This is a genomic window from Alterirhizorhabdus solaris, assembly GCF_007785815.1.
Classification (GTDB): Bacteria; Pseudomonadota; Alphaproteobacteria; order Sphingomonadales; family Sphingomonadaceae; genus Alterirhizorhabdus; species Alterirhizorhabdus solaris.
The window spans coordinates 1-15,287 of record NZ_VNIM01000004.1; the positions used below are offsets into that span (position 1 = coordinate 1).

The window sequence follows — 15,287 nt, forward strand, 5'->3', positions numbered from 1 at the left end:
TGACGTTGCAGACCGCCGACGGCCCGATCGTGATCGCGCTGGAGACGGCCCGCGCGCCGATCACCACCGCAAACTTCCTGCGCTATGTCGATCAGAAGCGGCTCGACGGCACCAGCTTCTATCGTGCGGTAAAGGTCGGGCCGGGCATCGGCCTCGTCCAGATGGGCACGCGCAACGACCCGAAGAAGACGCTGAGGCCGATCCCGCACGAGCCGACGACGAAGACCGGCCTCTCCCACATCGACGGCGCGATCGCGATGGCGCGGGCGGCGCCGGGCACGGCGGGCGGCGATTTCTTCATCACCGTGGGACCGTTCCCCTCGATGGACGCGGACCCGACCCAGCCGGGCGACAACGCCGGCTACGCCGTGTTCGGCCGCGTGGTGGAGGGGATGGACGTGGTCCGCCGCATTCTCGCCGCCCCCGTCTCCCCCACCGAGGGCGAGGGCCAGTTGAAGGGCCAGATGCTCAGCCCGGTGATTGCGATCACCAGCGCGCGTCGCTCGCCCCTGGCCACCGCCACGCCGCCCGTCCCGGCGACGCCCGCGCCGCCGGCTCCGTAATCAGTCCAGCACCTTGCCCGAGGTTTCCGGCAGCCACACCAGAGTCACCACCAGCGACATCGCCACCACCCCGACCATGTACCACAGGCCGGAGAACGGATCGCCAGTACGCGCGACGATGTACTGGCTGATGAAGGGCAGGAATCCGCCGAAATAGCCGGTGCCGATATGGTAGGGCACCGACATCGACGTGTAGCGTACCCGCGCCGGGAACAACTCCACCAGCAGCGCCGCGACCGGGCCGTACGTCATCCCCGAGAGAAAGCCGATCACGACGATCCCCAGCACCAGCGCCAGCCCGCGCGGCAGGCTGGGGCGGATCTTCTCCAGCCGGTAGCCAGCATCGGCCAGCGCCTTGTTCAGCGCCGCCGGGCTGCCGGCATCCACCGCTGCGCCGCCGATCGTCACCACCGGCGCAGCGCCGGCCACGCCCGCTACCTTGGTATAGGCCACGCCCTTCTTCGACAGCGCATCGAGCAGCCGGCCGCAGGCGGTTTCCTGTCCCCTGGTGGCGAACGGATCGTAGGTGCAGTCGCTGCCCGTCACCACCACCGGCGCGCGGGCCATCGCGGCGGCCAGATCGGGGTTGGCGGTATCGGCCATCCAGTGGAACAGCGGGAAGATCAGCAGCAGCGTCAGCGCATAGCCCGCCACGATCGGCTTCTTGCGGCCGATACGGTCGCTCAGCCAGCCGAACAGGATGAACCAGCCGAGGCTGAACACCGCGCCGATCCCCACGATCAGCCGCGCCGCCGTATCCTCGATCCGCAGCGAGTTCTGGAGAAAGTACAGCGCCTGGAACTGCGCTGTGTACCAGATCACCGTCAGCCCGGCGGCAATGCCGAACAGCGCCACCAGCACCAGCCTGATCTTGGGCCAGCTGTCGAAGCTTTCGCGCACCGGATTGGCGGCGATCTCGCCCCCCGCCTTCATCGCCTGGAAGACCGGGCTCTCCTTCAGCTTCAGCCGGATCCACAGCGAGACGGCCAGCAGCAGGATCGAGAACAGGAACGGGATACGCCAGCCCCACGCCTCCCACGCCACCGGGTCGACGAAGCTGGTCGAGGTGAGCACCACGATGATGCTGAGCAGGAAGCCGCCGATCACGCTGGCCTGGATGAAGCTGGTATAGAAGCCGCGCCGGTTGCGCGGGGCGTGTTCCGCCACGTAGATCGCCGCCCCGCCATATTCGCCGCCCAGCGCCAGCCCCTGCAGCAGCCGGCAGACGACGAGGAGGATGGGCGCGGCGATGCCGGCCTGCGCAAAGGTGGGCAGCAGGCCGACGGCGGCCGTCGCCAGCCCCATCAGCGTCACGGTGACGAGGAACGTGTATTTGCGCCCCAGCCGATCGCCCAGATAACCGAACAGGATCGCCCCCAGCGGCCGCACGCCGAAGCCCGCGCCGAAGGTGGCAAGCACCAGCAGGAAACCCGCCGTCTCGCTGGCGGCGGGAAAGAACAGCTTGGCGATGATCGTGGCGAGCGTGCCGTAGACGAAGAAGTCGTACCATTCGAACACGGTGCCGAGCGAGGAGGCGAGGATGACCAGCCTGTCCCGCCTGCCCGTATCCACGCTGCCCCCGCCGATGCCCTGCGCCTGCGCCATCTCGATCCCCCACCCCGTTGCCCGCCTGTATGAGCAGCCGCCGCACGGTGGCAAGCATGACGACGGCGGATGCCCCGGGGGCTTGACGAACGCCCCCGCGCCCGCCAATGAGCGCGCTCCGCGACGGCCCCTTCGTCTAGCGGTCTAGGACGTCGCCCTCTCACGGCGAAAACACGGGTTCGATTCCCGTAGGGGTCACCAGCTGTAAAATAACGTTTTATTTCAGCGCTTTAGGTGTGGGAGGGCGGGCATGCCTCTCACACTGGTCTCTCACAGTTTAGCATTGAGTGATCGCACCTCCACGGTTGATGCGTGGCGCTGATATCGTGCTTGCCCGAATGCGTGCGCCCAGGTCAGCGGCATAATGGCTTGATCAGGTAAATCAGATTACCGAGTTTTGGGAAAGTCACAGCGTCGGAGGGACAAGCGGCGTGCCCCCAAGGCCGACTATTTCTGGTCCGAGGTATAGAATTCGAATGCTCGCACAGCCCAGAAACGCGCCACCTGTGCACCCTTGTGCCTCTTCGTTGAGACGGACAAACGCCTTCTCGATCGAGATTAGGGTCAGCACTTCAGGTCAGGCGAACAGAAAACGGGCGCTGGCCGCTTCGAGCACCACACGGTCATCGGCCAACCTGGAGACTTGAACGAACTGGGTGGATGCTCCCTTCGTTCCATCGTTTCAATCGTCGTCCAGCACGTCTTCCGGTCACTGCCCTTGGGCGAACCATCCTACCGGCGGATGGGCGGCGCGTCGTATCGAGCCCCTATACCGATGATCGACACGGGGGAGGATCATCGATGAAAATGGCGAACCTTCGACTCACCAAGGGTGTTGATGCGGTCGATGAGCGCGCGATCACGACCATCCTCATACGCTATGCCACGGGCATCGACACCCGCGACTGGGCGCTTTTCCGGACGTGTTTCAGCGAGGACTTCGAAGCCGATTATGGCGTGTTCGGCAAATGGCGCGGTCCGCGCGAGATCACCGAGTACATGCGGGCGGCGCATCTGGACATGGGACGTACGCTGCATCGAATCACCAACATCTCGATCTGGCGGCAGGCGGACGAGGTGCAGGCACGAAGCTATGTCGATGCGCTGCTGATGCCGGCAAAGTCGGGCGGTCCGGTCAATCGCGGGATCGGCGCCTACGACGACCGGTTCGTCCGGACCAGCGAAGGCTGGCAGATATCGCGCCGGATGTTCGACCCGGTGCTGCTGCGATGAGCGACGTGTCGATCAACCGTCAGGTTGTGCTGGCCCGTCGGCCGGACGGCATCGCGCAAGCGGCCGACTTCACCATCCGTGGAGCCCCCGTGCCGGTGCCGGTGCCGGGCGAGATACTCGTTCGGAATCATTACCTCTCGATCGACCCCGCGATGCGCGGATGGATCGCGGATCGCGACGGCTATGCCCCGCCGGTCGCGATCGGTGAGGTAATGCGAAGTCTCGCCGCAGGAGAGATCCTCGTCTCTCGCCACCCGGATTTCACCGTGGGCGAACATGTCACCGGCTGGTTCGGCTGGCAGGATCATGCGGCGGTGACGGCCGACCGGGTGATCCAGCGAACCACCGCTGCCGAAGCACGCATCGCGCTGGGCATCCTCGGCCTCAACGGCGTCACGGCACTGCTCGCGCTGACGCTGGTGGGTGAGCCGCAGGCCGGACAGACGGTACTCGTCTCCACAGCGGCGGGGTCGGTCGGCTCGGCGGTGGGGCAGATCGCGCGCCTTCTGGGCTGCCGTACGATCGGGATTGCCGGCGGCGCCGCCAAGGTCCGCGATTGCATCGATCGGGTCGGTTACGACGCGGCGATCGATTACAAGTCGGAGGATGTCGGCGCGCGTATTGCGGCCCTGTGCCCGGAAGGGGTACACATCTATTTCGACAACACCTCGGGCGCGATCAGCGATGCGGTGTTTCCTCACCTCGCCCTTCGGGGTCGGGTCATCGTGTGCGGCACCGCCGCGTTCGATCGCTGGACGCCCTGGCCGCACGGCCCCCGCGTGGAGCGGCACCTGCTGGTCAGGCGGGCGCGTATGGAAGGTTTCGTCCTGTTCGATCACATGGACCGCTTCGACGCGGCGGTGGCGCGACTGCGTGGCTGGATCGAGGAAGGGCGGCTCGTCTGGCAGGAGGAGGTGCTGGAGGGGATCACCGCCTGCCCCGATGCGCTCGCCGGCCTCTATCGCGGTGAGAATCACGGAAAACGACTCGTCAGGCTGACACAAGGGAACGAGCGATGACGCACCTGCAGGGCAAGATCGCCGTCGTCACCGGCGCCTCGGCAGGGATCGGCGCGGCGACCGTGAGGGCGCTGGCCGAAGCGGGGGCGGTGCCGGTGCTAGTCGCGCGTCGGGCCGGCCGGTTGGAGGCGCTGATGGCGGAAATCGGCTGCGGCGTCGCCTGTCCGCTCGATCTGGCGGATGAGGCCGCGCCATCCGCGCTTGTCGAGTTCGTCCTCGCCCGGTTCGGCCGGGTCGATCTCGTCATCCATAACGCCGGCATCCTTCACGTTGGCACCTATGCGGATTTCGATCCCGCGAATCTGCGGCAGATGATCGCGGTGAATTACGAGTCGATCGTCCGCAGTTCCCATCTGTTCGCGCGGGCGATGCGGGCACAGGGTGGAGGCCAGATCATCAACATTTCGAGCATCGGCGCCGGCATCAAGGCCGTCGGTACGGGGATCTACGGCGGGCTGAAGCAGGCGCTGGAGACGTTCACCGACGTGCTGCGCGTCGAACTTGCCGGCAGCGGCATCAAGGTCGGCCTCGTCGCCCCCGGCACCACCAGCACCGAGATATTCGAGCCGATGAAGGCACAGGGACAACCGGGTTGGGACAGCTACATTCCCGCGCTTCGACCCGAAGACGTCGCCCGCGCCGTGATGTTCATGGCCGATCAGCCGCCCCACGCCAATGTCGCGCGGTTGCACGTCTATTCGGCGTCCGAAGGGTTCTGATCCGATGAGGGCGGTGTGAAGCAATAGGCGCAGATCTTGTTGCCGTCGGGATCGTACAGATAGGCACCGAAGGCATGAGCCACCGCCCCGCGCGGTCCGGGCGCGCCGGCATCGGCGCCGTCGTGCGCCAGACCCGCCGCGTGGAACAGGATCACCGCCGTGCGATAGGGCGCCTTGAAGCCGAGCGTCGCGCCATTCGACGGGCTTGCCGTGCCGACCAGCGGTCGCAACACCAGCAATTCCGGCACGCGACGACCGTAACCGATCCCCTGATCGAGAAACGGCCCGAGATTAACGATGCCGAGCGGTGCCAGCACCGCGTCGTAAAAGCGGCGCGATCGATCAAGGTCCGTGCTCGCAAGGCAGGCGTGGGTGAAAATGCCCATCGCCTTATGCTGTCGGACGAAAGACGGGGTCGGCCGGCGTCATCGACCGAGGGCGCACCCCCTGCCCATTATCAGGCCTCGCCCTGCTTCCTGCGATCAAGGCGATGTCCCTGCCTGCGGCCACGTGCGCTCTCCTGAATGGGTCATGCCCCTGCTCGGCGTTGTGGTGACGCCTCCCACCTGCCGCCCGAAAGGGGCGGCGCGGCGCGCGTACGATACCCTGCCCGACAACACAGGAGAGGCGCAGTGGCAACGGACGAGGCGGGCTTCACGGTGCGATATGGTGAGTGGGCGGTGATCGCCGGCGGCTCCGATGGTTTGGGCGCCGCCTTCGCCGAGCGGCTGGCGGCGCGTGGCATGAACTGCCTGCTGGTCGCGCGGCGGCCGGCGCCGCTCGATGCGGTGGCGGCGGCGCTGCGGCGCCACCATGGCGTCCAGGTCCGCACGCTGTCGCTCGATCTGGGCGCGGCGGATGCGGTCGGACAGTTGCTGGCGGCGACAACGGACCTTGACCTCGGCGTCGTCGTCTTCAACGCCGGGGCCGAATCGACCGGCGCGCGATTTCTCGATGCGCCGTTCGGCGAGTGGCGCATGCTGATCGATCGCAACGTCGGCTTTCTCACGGAGGCGCTTTACGGATTCGGCCGGCGGATGCGGGCGCAGGCGCGGGGCGGCCTGATCGTCGTCGGCTCGGAGGCCGCGTTCGGCGGGGCCGCCCGCGGGGCGATGTACACCGCGAGCAAGGGCTATGCGCTCAATCTGTGCGAATCCCTCTGGGCCGAACTCCGCCCCCACGACGTGGACGTGCTGACCCTGCTGTTCCGCATCGCCGATACGCCCACGTTGCGAACGGTGCTGGCGCGGCGCGGCATCCCGATCGAGGCCACAGGCGCGGTATCGCCAACGATACTGGCGGAGGCATCCGTGACGGCGCTGGCCGATGGCCCGGTCCTCAACTTCGACGAGGAGGATGCAACGGACCCGCTGACCGCCGCCGCGCCACGCCGTACACGCGTGGAGCAGGTGAGCGTCACGCTGGAGGGTTTCTACGCCGACGTGGCTTGATAGCACGAGTCCTTCCCAAAGACGGGTTCGACCGCTGCCACGATGGCCGACTTCCCCCGGCAGGCAGGCGGGCGACGAGCCGCCGGCGATAATCCGGGGGGAGCCTGACAATGTCCAAGCTGAGATCTATCCGTCTTCTGGGGGTGCTTCTTGCGGCGACGAGCGCGCCGGCGATCGCGCAAAGCGGCGCAGACCAGCCGCCACCCGCCGGGCCGGAGGCGACGGCCGGCCGGACCGAAGAGTCCGGTGACATCGTCGTCACCGCCCGCCGTACCGCCGAGAATATTCAGTCCACCCCCGTATCGGTCGTCGCGTTCGGCGCGGAGTCGCTGCGTCAGGCGACGATCCGCGATACGCAGGATCTGCTCATCAAGACGCCCGGTGTGTTCCTTGCCGGCTCCGGCGGGCGGCTGAACAGCAACTTCTCCATTCGCGGCCAGTCGAAGGCGCTGGCCGGCAACAGTGCCCCCGGCGTCATCAGCTACTTCGCCGAAGTGCCGCAGCCGACCGTCGGTTCCAGCGTGCCAGCCTACGATCTCTCGTCGGTACAGGTGCTGAAAGGGCCGCAGGGCACACTGTTCGGCCGCAACACCACTGGCGGTGCGATCCTCTATTATCCGACCGCGCCGACCTACACGCTGTCCGGCTATGCCCTCGCGGGGATCGGCAACCACGACGGACGCATTCTGGAAGGCGCGCTGAATCTGCCGATCGTGGATGGCAAGGTGGCTTTGCGCATCGCGGGCCAGTTGCAGAAGCGGGACGGCTATACGAAGAACATCGGGGTCGGCGGCGATGCCGACGATCTCGACAGCCGGGCCGTGCGCGCTTCGCTGCTGCTCGAACCGATCGACGCGATACGCAACACGACGATCGTCGATTTCTACCGCAGCAGCACGGTGGGCGGCGGCTCGGTACTGTTCAAGGTGGTCTCCGGCCCCAGCGCGCTGACCGCGACAGGCACGCTCGCCGCCGCGCAGGTCCAACTGGCGCTGCAACGCGCGCGTGGCCCGCGCGTCATCAACTCGGACGTGGACGCGTTCGAGCGCGCCCGCCGGTTCGGCATCACCAACCGGACCGAGGTGGATGTGAGCGACGATGTCACGCTCATCAACATCTTCGGCTATCGCAAGACGGAGATCGATTATTTCTCCAGCGTCGATGGCCTGCCGACGCTGATCTCGGACGGCACTGGCGCGATCCCGCGTGGTCTGCCCGTCACCGTCGTCGGCGGCCGCCAGACTTCGGATGTGGCCCAGTTCACCGACGAGTTACAGCTGAAGGGTTCGCTGCTCGGCGACAAGCTGGACTGGTTGGTGGGTGGCTTCTACCTCAAGAGCAAGCCCAAGGGACCGAGCGGCACCTATATTCCGGTGTTCATCCTGCCCGGCATCACCAATGCGCCGTTCAACTACAGTTTCTATACCGAGGAGAGCAAGGCGCTGTTCGGCAACGTCGGCTATGCGCTCGACGGTCTGATCGACGGGCTGAAGCTCAACGCCGGTTTCCGCTACACCTGGGACGATATCTCCTCGTGCGTCGGCGGCGGCACCTCGCCCAACCCGGTCGTCTCGCCCGGTGGTTGCCGCAGCGGCGATCCGGCGATCCGCAACGCCAGCGTCAACAAGACCTCGTCAAAGGCGCCGACCTGGCAGGTGGGCCTCGACTGGAAGGCCAGCGACGCGATCTTCCTCTACGTCGCCACGCGGCGCGGCTACCGGGCGGGGGGCATCAACAGCCCGACGCTCGCCGGTCGCCTCGCCCCGTTCCAGTCGTTCGATCCGGAGAAGGTGACTGATATCGAGGCGGGCATCCGTTCCGATTTCAAGCTCGGCGACGTAGGGCTGCGCTTCAATGCGTCGCCGTTCGTGGGCTGGTATAGCAATGTGCAGGTGCCGATCTCGGGACTGAACACGCAGGCATCGTGCAGCCTGACCGCCCCCGGCGGCACCAACGCGCCGCGCTCGCCCGATGGCGACTGCAACGCCGCCAACGATCCGAGCGGCGGCACGTTGCTGGTGAACGCCGGCAAGACGCGCGTCTCCGGTGTCGATCTGTCGGGCAGGATCCAGCCGACACGCACGCTGTCGCTCGATCTGGGGGCGACGTTCCTCGATCTGAAGTCCCGCTCGCTGACCCTGCCCGCATCGCTGACGCCCTATCTCGCGGTGCAGGCGGTGCCGTTCAATCTCGTCGCCAAGACGACGATCACGGCCGGCGCACGCTGGACCCTGCCACTGCCCGAGTCGTTCGCCACCGGCGTGCTCTCGGCGGACTATTACCATTCCAGCAGCGTGCGATCGTCCGATGCGGTCCTGCCGGCCTACGATCTAGTCAACGCCCGGTTCGACCTCAACGAGATCGGCGGCACGCGGATCGACGCCAGTGTCTTCGTGCGGAACGTCTTCAACAAGAAATATCTGGCGTCAGCCAACGTCGGATCGAACCAGCTCGGCATCGGCAGCGGTTTCTACGGCGCGCCACGACTGTACGGCGTGGAACTGCGCGTCCGCTTCGGCGACTGACCGGGCAGCACCCTTCAGGGCGGGCAGCAGTGACGCCCCCGACCCTCAGGCGTCCACTACCGAGAGCGCCGATTGCGGGCAGGCCTCCGCCCCTTCGCGTGCCAGCGCCTCCAGCCCGTCGGGCACAAACTCCTGTTCCACATACACGACGCCGTTGCCGTCCAGCTTATACATGTCGGGGCAGATTTCCGCACAGACGCCATAACCGCAGCAGGCGGCCTTATCGATCACGACCTTGAGCTTACCGGACACCAGCCTCTCCTCTTTTTATCCTCGCGGCCTCATTACACCTTGAACACATCCCGTTCAACCTGTATCACCATGCCAACGAATTGATCCTGAGGAGAGGATGATGTTGCAGAAAGCGACGTTCACGCTGGCAGACGGCGCAACGCTCGACGACCTCGTGATCCGCGACACCAACGAGGTGTCGCTCCGGGTCATGAACGATCACGAGCTGTACAAGCTGGAGATGGAGCGGATTTTCGCAAAGACGTGGCTGCTGTTGGGCCACGACACGGAAATCCCCAAGGCCGGTGATTTCATCGTTCGCGACATGGGCGAGGATCAGGTGATCGTCACGCGCGATCGCAACAATGAGATTCACGTCAACCTCAACGTCTGCCCCCATCGCGGCATGAAGGTGTGCACCGCCGAGACGGGCAACGCGCAGGCCCATCGCTGCATCTATCACGGCTGGGCCTTCCGCCCCGATGGCAGCTTCATCGGCGCGCCGGTGGAGAAGGAGAAGATGCACGGCAACCAGCGGGAGAAATCCGAGCTGGGGCTGAAGAAGGCACGCGTGCGGCTGTACGGCGGGCTGATCTTCGCCACGTGGAATATCAACGGGCCATCGTTCGACGATTTCCTGGGGGACATGAAATTCTATCTGGACCAGCTGTTCTGCCGAACCGACAGCGGACTGGAGATGCTCGGGCCGCCACAGCGGTTCGTCCTCCCCTGCAACTGGAAGATTCCCGGCGAACAGTCCGGCTCGGACGGTTTCCACACGCTGACGCTGCACCGCTCGCTGATGGAAGGCGGGATCATGGGCGGCACGGCGGAATCGATCTACGATAACGCGCCCGGCATGTACGGCGTCGATGTCAGCGTGCCGCAGGGTCATTCCCTGCGCTGCCTCGAAGCCGCGCAGACCTTCAAGATGTTCGCCGACGTCAGCTTCGAGGGCAAGACGACCGAGGAGCGGCTCAACCTGCTGCCGCCGCCGGGTGTGACCAAGGATCTGATCCCGCAGCTGTTCAAGAATCTTTCAAAGGAACAGGTTGAGCAACTGGCGACGATCCCGCCGCAGGTGGGCGGCATGTTCCCGAACATCCTGCTCGCCTTCATCTTCGCCCCCCGCACCGATGGCGGCTCGTCCGGCGCGCTGGCGCTGCATACCTATGTGCCCAAGGGGCCGGACAAGGTGGAGTTCGTGAACTTCATCTTCGCGGAAAAGGATGCGCCCGAGCAGGTGAAGCGCGACATGCTGCAGAACGCGATCCAGCAGACCGGCACCTCCGGCATCATCGAGCAGGACGATGCCGACACGTGGCCGCAGATCATGCGGAACAGCCGCGGTGCCATCAGCAAGACGATGACGCTGAAGTATCAAGCGCTGCACGGGCACGAACGGCCGGACAACTGGTATGGCGAAGGCTTGCTCTACCCCGGCTTCACCAAGGACGACACCCAGTGGAACTGGTGGCTGGCCTATTACGACCTGATGGCCGAAGCCTGAGCGGGAGGACCGATACCATGTCAGTCAATTACGCGACCGCCGCCGTGGACAAGGCCAGCGTCATGCGCGGTCTGGTTTCGAAAATCCGGGTGCCGCTCGGCTCCGAAATCTACAACCGGCTCCTCGAAACGCTCTACGACGAGGCCGCCGCGCTGGACGAGCGACGCTTCGACGACTGGATCGTGATGCTGGCGGAGGATCTGACCTATACCGCCCCCGTCCGCGTCACCCGTAACGGCCCGAACAAGGACCGCGACGTGATGCGGACGATGATGCATTTCGACGACAACTATGCGTCGATCCTGATGCGGACCGGCCGCCTCGCCAAGAGTGCATGGGCGGAAGATCCCCCCTCGCGCACGCGCCGTTTCGTCACCAACGTCCGCATGGCCGAGTGTGAGACGGCGGGCGAGTATGAGGTGGTGAGCTACCTCTATGTCGAGCGCAGCCGGCTGGACAATCCAGAGAACGAGACGACGAGCTGCGAGCGGCGTGACATCTGGCGCCTCGCGGACGGTGGCTACCGGCTGAGCCGGCGCGAGATCATCGTCGATCAGTCGACGCTGGGCATGTCCAACTTCGCGATCTTTCTCTGAGGATCGCGGCGTGGCCGGCTCCCCTCATGTGGTCGTCGTCGGCAGCGGGCTGGCGGGCTACGGCGTATTGCGCGAACTGCGAAAGCTCTCGCCCGATGCGACGCTGACGCTGGTGACGCTGGACGACGGCCATTTCTATTCCAAGCCGGCGCTCTCCACCGCGTTCGCCAAGGGGAAGATCGCCGATACGCTGGTGACGACGCCCGCGGCGAAGATGGTTACGCAGCTGCGGCTGGATCTGCGCGCCGGCCGCGAGGCCGAGGCGATCGATCGCGAGGGGCGTCTCCTGCTCACCACCGGCGGGCCGATCGATTATGATACGCTGGTGCTGGCGCTGGGCGCCGACCCGGTCCGCCCGGCGGTGGACGGCGACGGCGCGCATCGTGCGCTGGCGGTGAACAACCTCGATCAGTATCGCACCTTCCGCGAGGCGCTGCCCGATGCTGCCCGCGTGCTCATCATGGGTGGAGGCCTCGTCGGTACGGAATTCGCCAACGATCTGGTGTCGGCCGGCTATCGCCCGATCGTGGTGGACATGCTCGCTCATCCGCTGGCGCAACTGGTGCCGGCGGGCGTCGGCGACCGGGTGCGCGATGCGCTGGCGGAACAGGGTGTCGCCTGGCATCTCGGCCGCAAGGTGGTGGCGATCGACAAGGTCGGCGCCGGCCTGCGCGCCACGCTGGACGATGGTCGGGTGATCGACGCGGAGGCGGCGCTCTCGGCGGTCGGCCTGCGCCCGCATACCCGGCTAGCGGCCGAGGCGGGCCTTGAGATCAGCCGTGGCATCAAGGTGGACGTCACGGGCCGCACCAGCGATCCGCATATCTACGCGATCGGCGACTGCGCGGAATATGTGCAGGGGCTTGCCGCCTACGTCACCCCGATCATGGCCGCCGCCCGAGCGATCGCGCCCTCGGCGCTCGGCACGCCGACCGAGATCCGGTTCCCGACGCTGTCGGTGCAGGTGAAGACGACGCATCACCCCGTCGTCCTGCTCCCCGCCCCCGTCGGGCAGGCAGGCGCGTGGGCCTGCGAAATCGATGACGAACGCGGCGCGCGCTGGCTGTTCCGCGATGGCGACGGCACGGTACTGGGCTACGTACTGACGCGCGATCGCTGCCAGGAGCGGATGGACATGGATAAATTGGTAAGCGGGCAGATGCAGCAGGCGGCGGCATGAGCGGGCTGTTGCAGGACAAGGTGGCGATCGTCACCGGCGGCGCCAAAGGCCTCGGCCATGGCATCTCGCGGCGGATGGCGCGTGAGGGGGCCAAACTCGTCATCACCGGGCGCGACGGCGCGACGGCCGAGCGCGTCGCCGCTGAAATCCGCGACCGGTTCGGCACCGCGGCAATCGGGCTGGCGGCCGACATGGGCATAAAGGACGACGTGACCGGCATGGTCGATCGCGCAGTCGCCGAATTTGGCGGGCTCGACATTCTCGTCACCAATGCCTCGATGCTGTCGCCCAATGTCCTGCTCGAAGACAAGACCGACGAGATGCTCAAACGCACGATGGAAATCGGCACATGGGGCACCTGGTGGGCGATGCGCGCCGCCTTCCCGCACATGAAGGCGCGCGGCGGCGGCTCGATCGTCAATTTCTACTCGATCGACGCGCAGACCGGCGCGTGGCTGCACAGCGATTACAATATGAACAAGGGTGCCATCCTCGGCCTGACGCGTTCGGCGGCGGTCGAGTGGGGACGTTTCAACATCCGCACCAACGCGATCGCCCCGACCGGGATGGGACAGGTGTTCGCCGAACTCGCCGAGAAGGTGCCGGGGTTTCTCGACATGGCGACGGCCAGCAATCCGCTGAAGCGCGCCGGCGACCCGGAGGACGATATCGGCCCGGTGGTCGTCTTCCTCGCCTCCGAAATGGCAAGGTTTGTCAACGGGGAACTCATCAATGTCGACGGTGGTCAGCATCTGCCCGGCTACGTGAGCGTTCCCCACAATCTTGCGGAACTGGAGGCCGGTGAATGAAGCTGTTGCAATCCAGCGACTGGGGCGGATCGTCCGAACACGGCGCCAGCGTTCAGAAGATCCTCGACGGCACTTTGCGCGCGATGCGGACGATCGGCGCGCGCCGCCTTTCGATGAGCGACATCAGCGACGCCGGCGGCGTTTCGCGTGGCACGCTCTATCGTTACTTCGCCTCGAAGGAGGATGTGCTGGCAGCCGTCAGCGAGCACGTCTGCGACAGCTTCGAGCGAGGGATCATCGAAGCCGGGGCGGCCCACGCCGATCCGGTGGAGCGGTTTCGCGCGGTGATGCGCTTCTATGCCCGTTTCACAATCGAACGATCGCCCGAGGGCTTTTTTGAGGTGGAGCCGGCCTTCCACCTCAATTTTCTACGAACGCACTTCGCGCGCCACAAGGCGGCGGTGCGGATCGCGATCAATGCGTCACTCGATCATTTCGAGACGCTTACATGCAGCACCGTCGATCGCGATGCCTTCGTCGACACGCTCGTGCGACTTCAGCTCAGCACGCTGATCGTACCCGCCACACCCGAATGGATCGAGTTGTGGAACCAGTCACCGGACCGCCTGCTCGAATGGGCGCTGCGGCTCGCGGGAAAACAGGAGAGGACCAACTGATGGCTACCGCAATCAAGATGGATATCGCCGCGCAGCAAGGCTTCGCCTCCAAGGCGACGGCGGATGCCTATGTCGCCAAGGCCCGCAGCCTGCGCGCCTTCTTCCAGAAGGAAGCGCCGGAAGCGGAAAAGCGCCGCAGCCCGACCCCGGCGGTTCACAAGGTATTGAACGACGAGGGGCTACTTCGCCTGCTGCTGCCGCAACGGCTGGGCGGCGCCGGTCTTTCCCCCACGGATTTCTGTCGCGTGCAGATGGAGATCGCCAAGGGTGATCCGGCCGTCAGCTGGGTGATGCAGATCATCAACGGCACCAGCTGGATCACCAGCCTCGCGCCGGACAGCGTGCAGGATGCGGTGTTCGGCAACGGCCCCCAGCCGGTGTGCGGTGCGTACAACCCGCCCGGCAAGGCCCGCAAGGTGGACGGCGGCTGGATCATCAACGGCAAATGGCCGTACATGTCGGGATCACGCCAGTCGAATTGGGCGCAACAGGGTGTCGTCCTCGAAGGGTACGACGGACCGGTCGTGCCCGGCATCAACATGTGCTACCTGCCGATGGCGAGCATGACGATCGAGGATACGTGGTTCGTCTCCGGCATGCAGGGCACCGGCTCCGACACCGCGATCGCCAGGGACGTGTTCATTCCCGAAGGCCAGATGGTGCTGATGGACGAGCGCGCGGGCCAGATCGACCGCACCAAGCGCCACTTCGGCGCGCCGTCCGATCTTCTGCCCGCCGTCCCGGTGGTCCGCACCACCGGCATCGCCCAGTTGATCGGCGCGGTGGAAGCGATGCTGGAAATCGTGACCGCGGAATCGTCTAAGAAGCCGGTGTTGACCACGTTCATCACGCCGCGCACCAACTCCGGCGCGTACATGCGCGATCTCGGTGAGGCCGCGGCGATGATCGACACCGCCAAGCTGATCCTGTTCGACCTGACTGGCAAGCTGGATCGCATCGGCATGGGTGAGGATTTTACGCTCGACGAAAAGGCCCGCCATCGTGCCTCCGGTGCCCAGATGATCGAACTGATCCATGGCGCCAGCGAGTCGCTGATGTTTCAGGCGGGGTCTTCCGCGTTCGCGCTCGACAAGCCGATCAACCGCTACTGGCGCGATGTCTCGATGGCGACCCGTCACATCCAGAACATCCCGACGATCGGCTACGAGATCTACGGCCGCAATACCGCCGGCGCGGACGGCATCTCCCCGCCCGGCGCCTATTGAGGA

15 protein-coding genes and 1 tRNA gene are annotated in these 15,287 nt (G+C 65.9%); 13 read left to right on the plus strand and 3 right to left on the minus strand.

Going from position 1 to position 15,287, the window contains the following annotated elements; all coding sequences use genetic code 11:
- The coding region (locus tag FOY91_RS01805) for a peptidylprolyl isomerase (protein WP_145147526.1) at nt 1-563 on the plus strand (563 nt) is incomplete at its 5' end.
- Here the strand turns inward: FOY91_RS01805 and FOY91_RS01810 are convergent.
- The gene (locus FOY91_RS01810) at nt 564-2,168 is read right to left on the minus strand and encodes an MFS transporter (RefSeq protein ID WP_145147528.1); all 1,605 of its coding nucleotides are present in this window, start codon (nt 2,166-2,168) and stop codon (nt 564-566) included. It lies immediately after the preceding gene.
- 125 nt (nt 2,169-2,293) lie between these two features.
- Here FOY91_RS01810 and FOY91_RS01815 point away from each other — a divergent pair.
- From FOY91_RS01815 to FOY91_RS01830, 4 genes are all read left to right on the plus strand, one after another.
- Nucleotides 2,294-2,369, plus strand: a tRNA-Glu gene (locus FOY91_RS01815).
- A gap of 459 nt (nt 2,370-2,828) precedes the next feature.
- Entirely contained in the window at nt 2,829-3,401 is a 573-nt protein-coding gene (locus FOY91_RS01820) for a nuclear transport factor 2 family protein (protein ID WP_238995175.1), read from the plus strand.
- A complete protein-coding gene (locus FOY91_RS01825) occupies nt 3,398-4,420 on the plus strand; it encodes an NADP-dependent oxidoreductase (RefSeq protein ID WP_145147530.1) in 1,023 nt (340 codons plus the stop codon). The genes FOY91_RS01820 and FOY91_RS01825 overlap by 4 nt, the downstream gene beginning before the upstream one ends.
- On the plus strand, nt 4,417-5,139 hold the full coding sequence (locus tag FOY91_RS01830) for an SDR family oxidoreductase (RefSeq protein WP_145147532.1): 723 nt from the start codon (nt 4,417-4,419) through the stop codon (nt 5,137-5,139). Before FOY91_RS01825 ends, FOY91_RS01830 begins: the two co-directional genes overlap by 4 nt.
- On the opposite strand, the gene FOY91_RS01835 is transcribed toward FOY91_RS01830, so the two are convergent.
- Nucleotides 5,115-5,525, minus strand: coding sequence for a VOC family protein (locus FOY91_RS01835; RefSeq protein WP_145147534.1), 411 nt, complete (start codon nt 5,523-5,525; stop codon nt 5,115-5,117). The two genes, FOY91_RS01830 and FOY91_RS01835, sit on opposite strands and share 25 nt — an antisense overlap.
- A 246-nt stretch (nt 5,526-5,771) precedes the next feature.
- On the opposite strand from FOY91_RS01835, the gene FOY91_RS01840 reads away from it, so the two are divergent.
- Nucleotides 5,772-6,590 (plus strand): SDR family NAD(P)-dependent oxidoreductase, encoded by an 819-nt coding sequence (locus FOY91_RS01840; protein ID WP_162527098.1) that lies wholly within the window; start codon nt 5,772-5,774, stop codon nt 6,588-6,590.
- Nucleotides 6,591-6,700: 110 nt separating this feature from the next.
- The gene (locus FOY91_RS01845) at nt 6,701-9,115 is read left to right on the plus strand and encodes a TonB-dependent receptor (protein WP_145147538.1); all 2,415 of its coding nucleotides are present in this window, start codon (nt 6,701-6,703) and stop codon (nt 9,113-9,115) included.
- Nucleotides 9,116-9,160: 45 nt separating this feature from the next.
- Here FOY91_RS01845 and FOY91_RS01850 read toward each other — a convergent pair whose 3' ends face one another.
- Nucleotides 9,161-9,367 carry a ferredoxin gene (locus FOY91_RS01850; protein ID WP_145147540.1) on the minus strand — a complete coding sequence of 69 codons (207 nt, stop codon included), beginning with the start codon at nt 9,365-9,367 and terminating at the stop codon, nt 9,161-9,163.
- Nucleotides 9,368-9,467: 100 nt separating this feature from the next.
- Here FOY91_RS01850 and FOY91_RS01855 point away from each other — a divergent pair, with 100 nt between their 5' ends.
- The 6 genes from FOY91_RS01855 to FOY91_RS01880 are packed head-to-tail and all read left to right on the plus strand — an operon-like array spanning nt 9,468 to nt 15,284.
- Nucleotides 9,468-10,856 carry an aromatic ring-hydroxylating dioxygenase subunit alpha gene (locus FOY91_RS01855; RefSeq protein WP_145147715.1) on the plus strand — a complete coding sequence of 463 codons (1,389 nt, stop codon included), beginning with the start codon at nt 9,468-9,470 and terminating at the stop codon, nt 10,854-10,856.
- A gap of 17 nt (nt 10,857-10,873) precedes the next feature.
- Nucleotides 10,874-11,452: a 3-phenylpropionate/cinnamic acid dioxygenase subunit beta gene (locus FOY91_RS01860; protein ID WP_145147543.1), complete on the plus strand. Its 579-nt coding sequence runs from the start codon at nt 10,874-10,876 to the stop codon at nt 11,450-11,452.
- Nucleotides 11,453-11,462: 10 nt separating this feature from the next.
- Nucleotides 11,463-12,632 carry an FAD-dependent oxidoreductase gene (locus FOY91_RS01865; protein WP_145147545.1) on the plus strand — a complete coding sequence of 390 codons (1,170 nt, stop codon included), beginning with the start codon at nt 11,463-11,465 and terminating at the stop codon, nt 12,630-12,632.
- On the plus strand, nt 12,629-13,441 hold the full coding sequence (locus tag FOY91_RS01870; protein ID WP_145147546.1) for an SDR family NAD(P)-dependent oxidoreductase: 813 nt from the start codon (nt 12,629-12,631) through the stop codon (nt 13,439-13,441). Before FOY91_RS01865 ends, FOY91_RS01870 begins: the two co-directional genes overlap by 4 nt.
- Nucleotides 13,438-14,058: a TetR/AcrR family transcriptional regulator gene (locus tag FOY91_RS01875; RefSeq protein ID WP_145147548.1), complete on the plus strand. Its 621-nt coding sequence runs from the start codon at nt 13,438-13,440 to the stop codon at nt 14,056-14,058. The genes FOY91_RS01870 and FOY91_RS01875 overlap by 4 nt, the downstream gene beginning before the upstream one ends.
- Nucleotides 14,058-15,284 carry an acyl-CoA dehydrogenase family protein gene (locus tag FOY91_RS01880; protein WP_203234464.1) on the plus strand — a complete coding sequence of 409 codons (1,227 nt, stop codon included), beginning with the start codon at nt 14,058-14,060 and terminating at the stop codon, nt 15,282-15,284. The genes FOY91_RS01875 and FOY91_RS01880 overlap by 1 nt, the downstream gene beginning before the upstream one ends.
- Nucleotides 15,285-15,287 lie beyond the last annotated feature (3 nt).

Bases quoted from the DNA above. Each gene is read 5' to 3' on its own strand.
- FOY91_RS01845 (WP_145147538.1), top strand. From the start codon at position 6,701: ATGTCCAAGCTGAGATCTATCCGTCTTCTGGGGGTGCTTCTTGCGGCG.
- FOY91_RS01860 (WP_145147543.1), top strand. From the start codon at position 10,874: ATGTCAGTCAATTACGCGACCGCCGCCGTGGACAAGGCCAGCGTCATG.
- FOY91_RS01835 (WP_145147534.1), bottom strand. From the start codon at position 5,525: ATGGGCATTTTCACCCACGCCTGCCTTGCGAGCACGGACCTTGATCGA.
- FOY91_RS01855 (WP_145147715.1), top strand. From the start codon at position 9,468: ATGTTGCAGAAAGCGACGTTCACGCTGGCAGACGGCGCAACGCTCGAC.
- FOY91_RS01825 (WP_145147530.1), top strand. From the start codon at position 3,398: ATGAGCGACGTGTCGATCAACCGTCAGGTTGTGCTGGCCCGTCGGCCG.
- FOY91_RS01870 (WP_145147546.1), top strand. From the start codon at position 12,629: ATGAGCGGGCTGTTGCAGGACAAGGTGGCGATCGTCACCGGCGGCGCC.
- FOY91_RS01820 (WP_238995175.1), top strand. From the start codon at position 2,829: ATGCTCCCTTCGTTCCATCGTTTCAATCGTCGTCCAGCACGTCTTCCG.
- FOY91_RS01810 (WP_145147528.1), bottom strand. From the start codon at position 2,168: ATGGCGCAGGCGCAGGGCATCGGCGGGGGCAGCGTGGATACGGGCAGG.
- FOY91_RS01880 (WP_203234464.1), top strand. From the start codon at position 14,058: ATGGCTACCGCAATCAAGATGGATATCGCCGCGCAGCAAGGCTTCGCC.
- FOY91_RS01875 (WP_145147548.1), top strand. From the start codon at position 13,438: ATGAAGCTGTTGCAATCCAGCGACTGGGGCGGATCGTCCGAACACGGC.
- FOY91_RS01830 (WP_145147532.1), top strand. From the start codon at position 4,417: ATGACGCACCTGCAGGGCAAGATCGCCGTCGTCACCGGCGCCTCGGCA.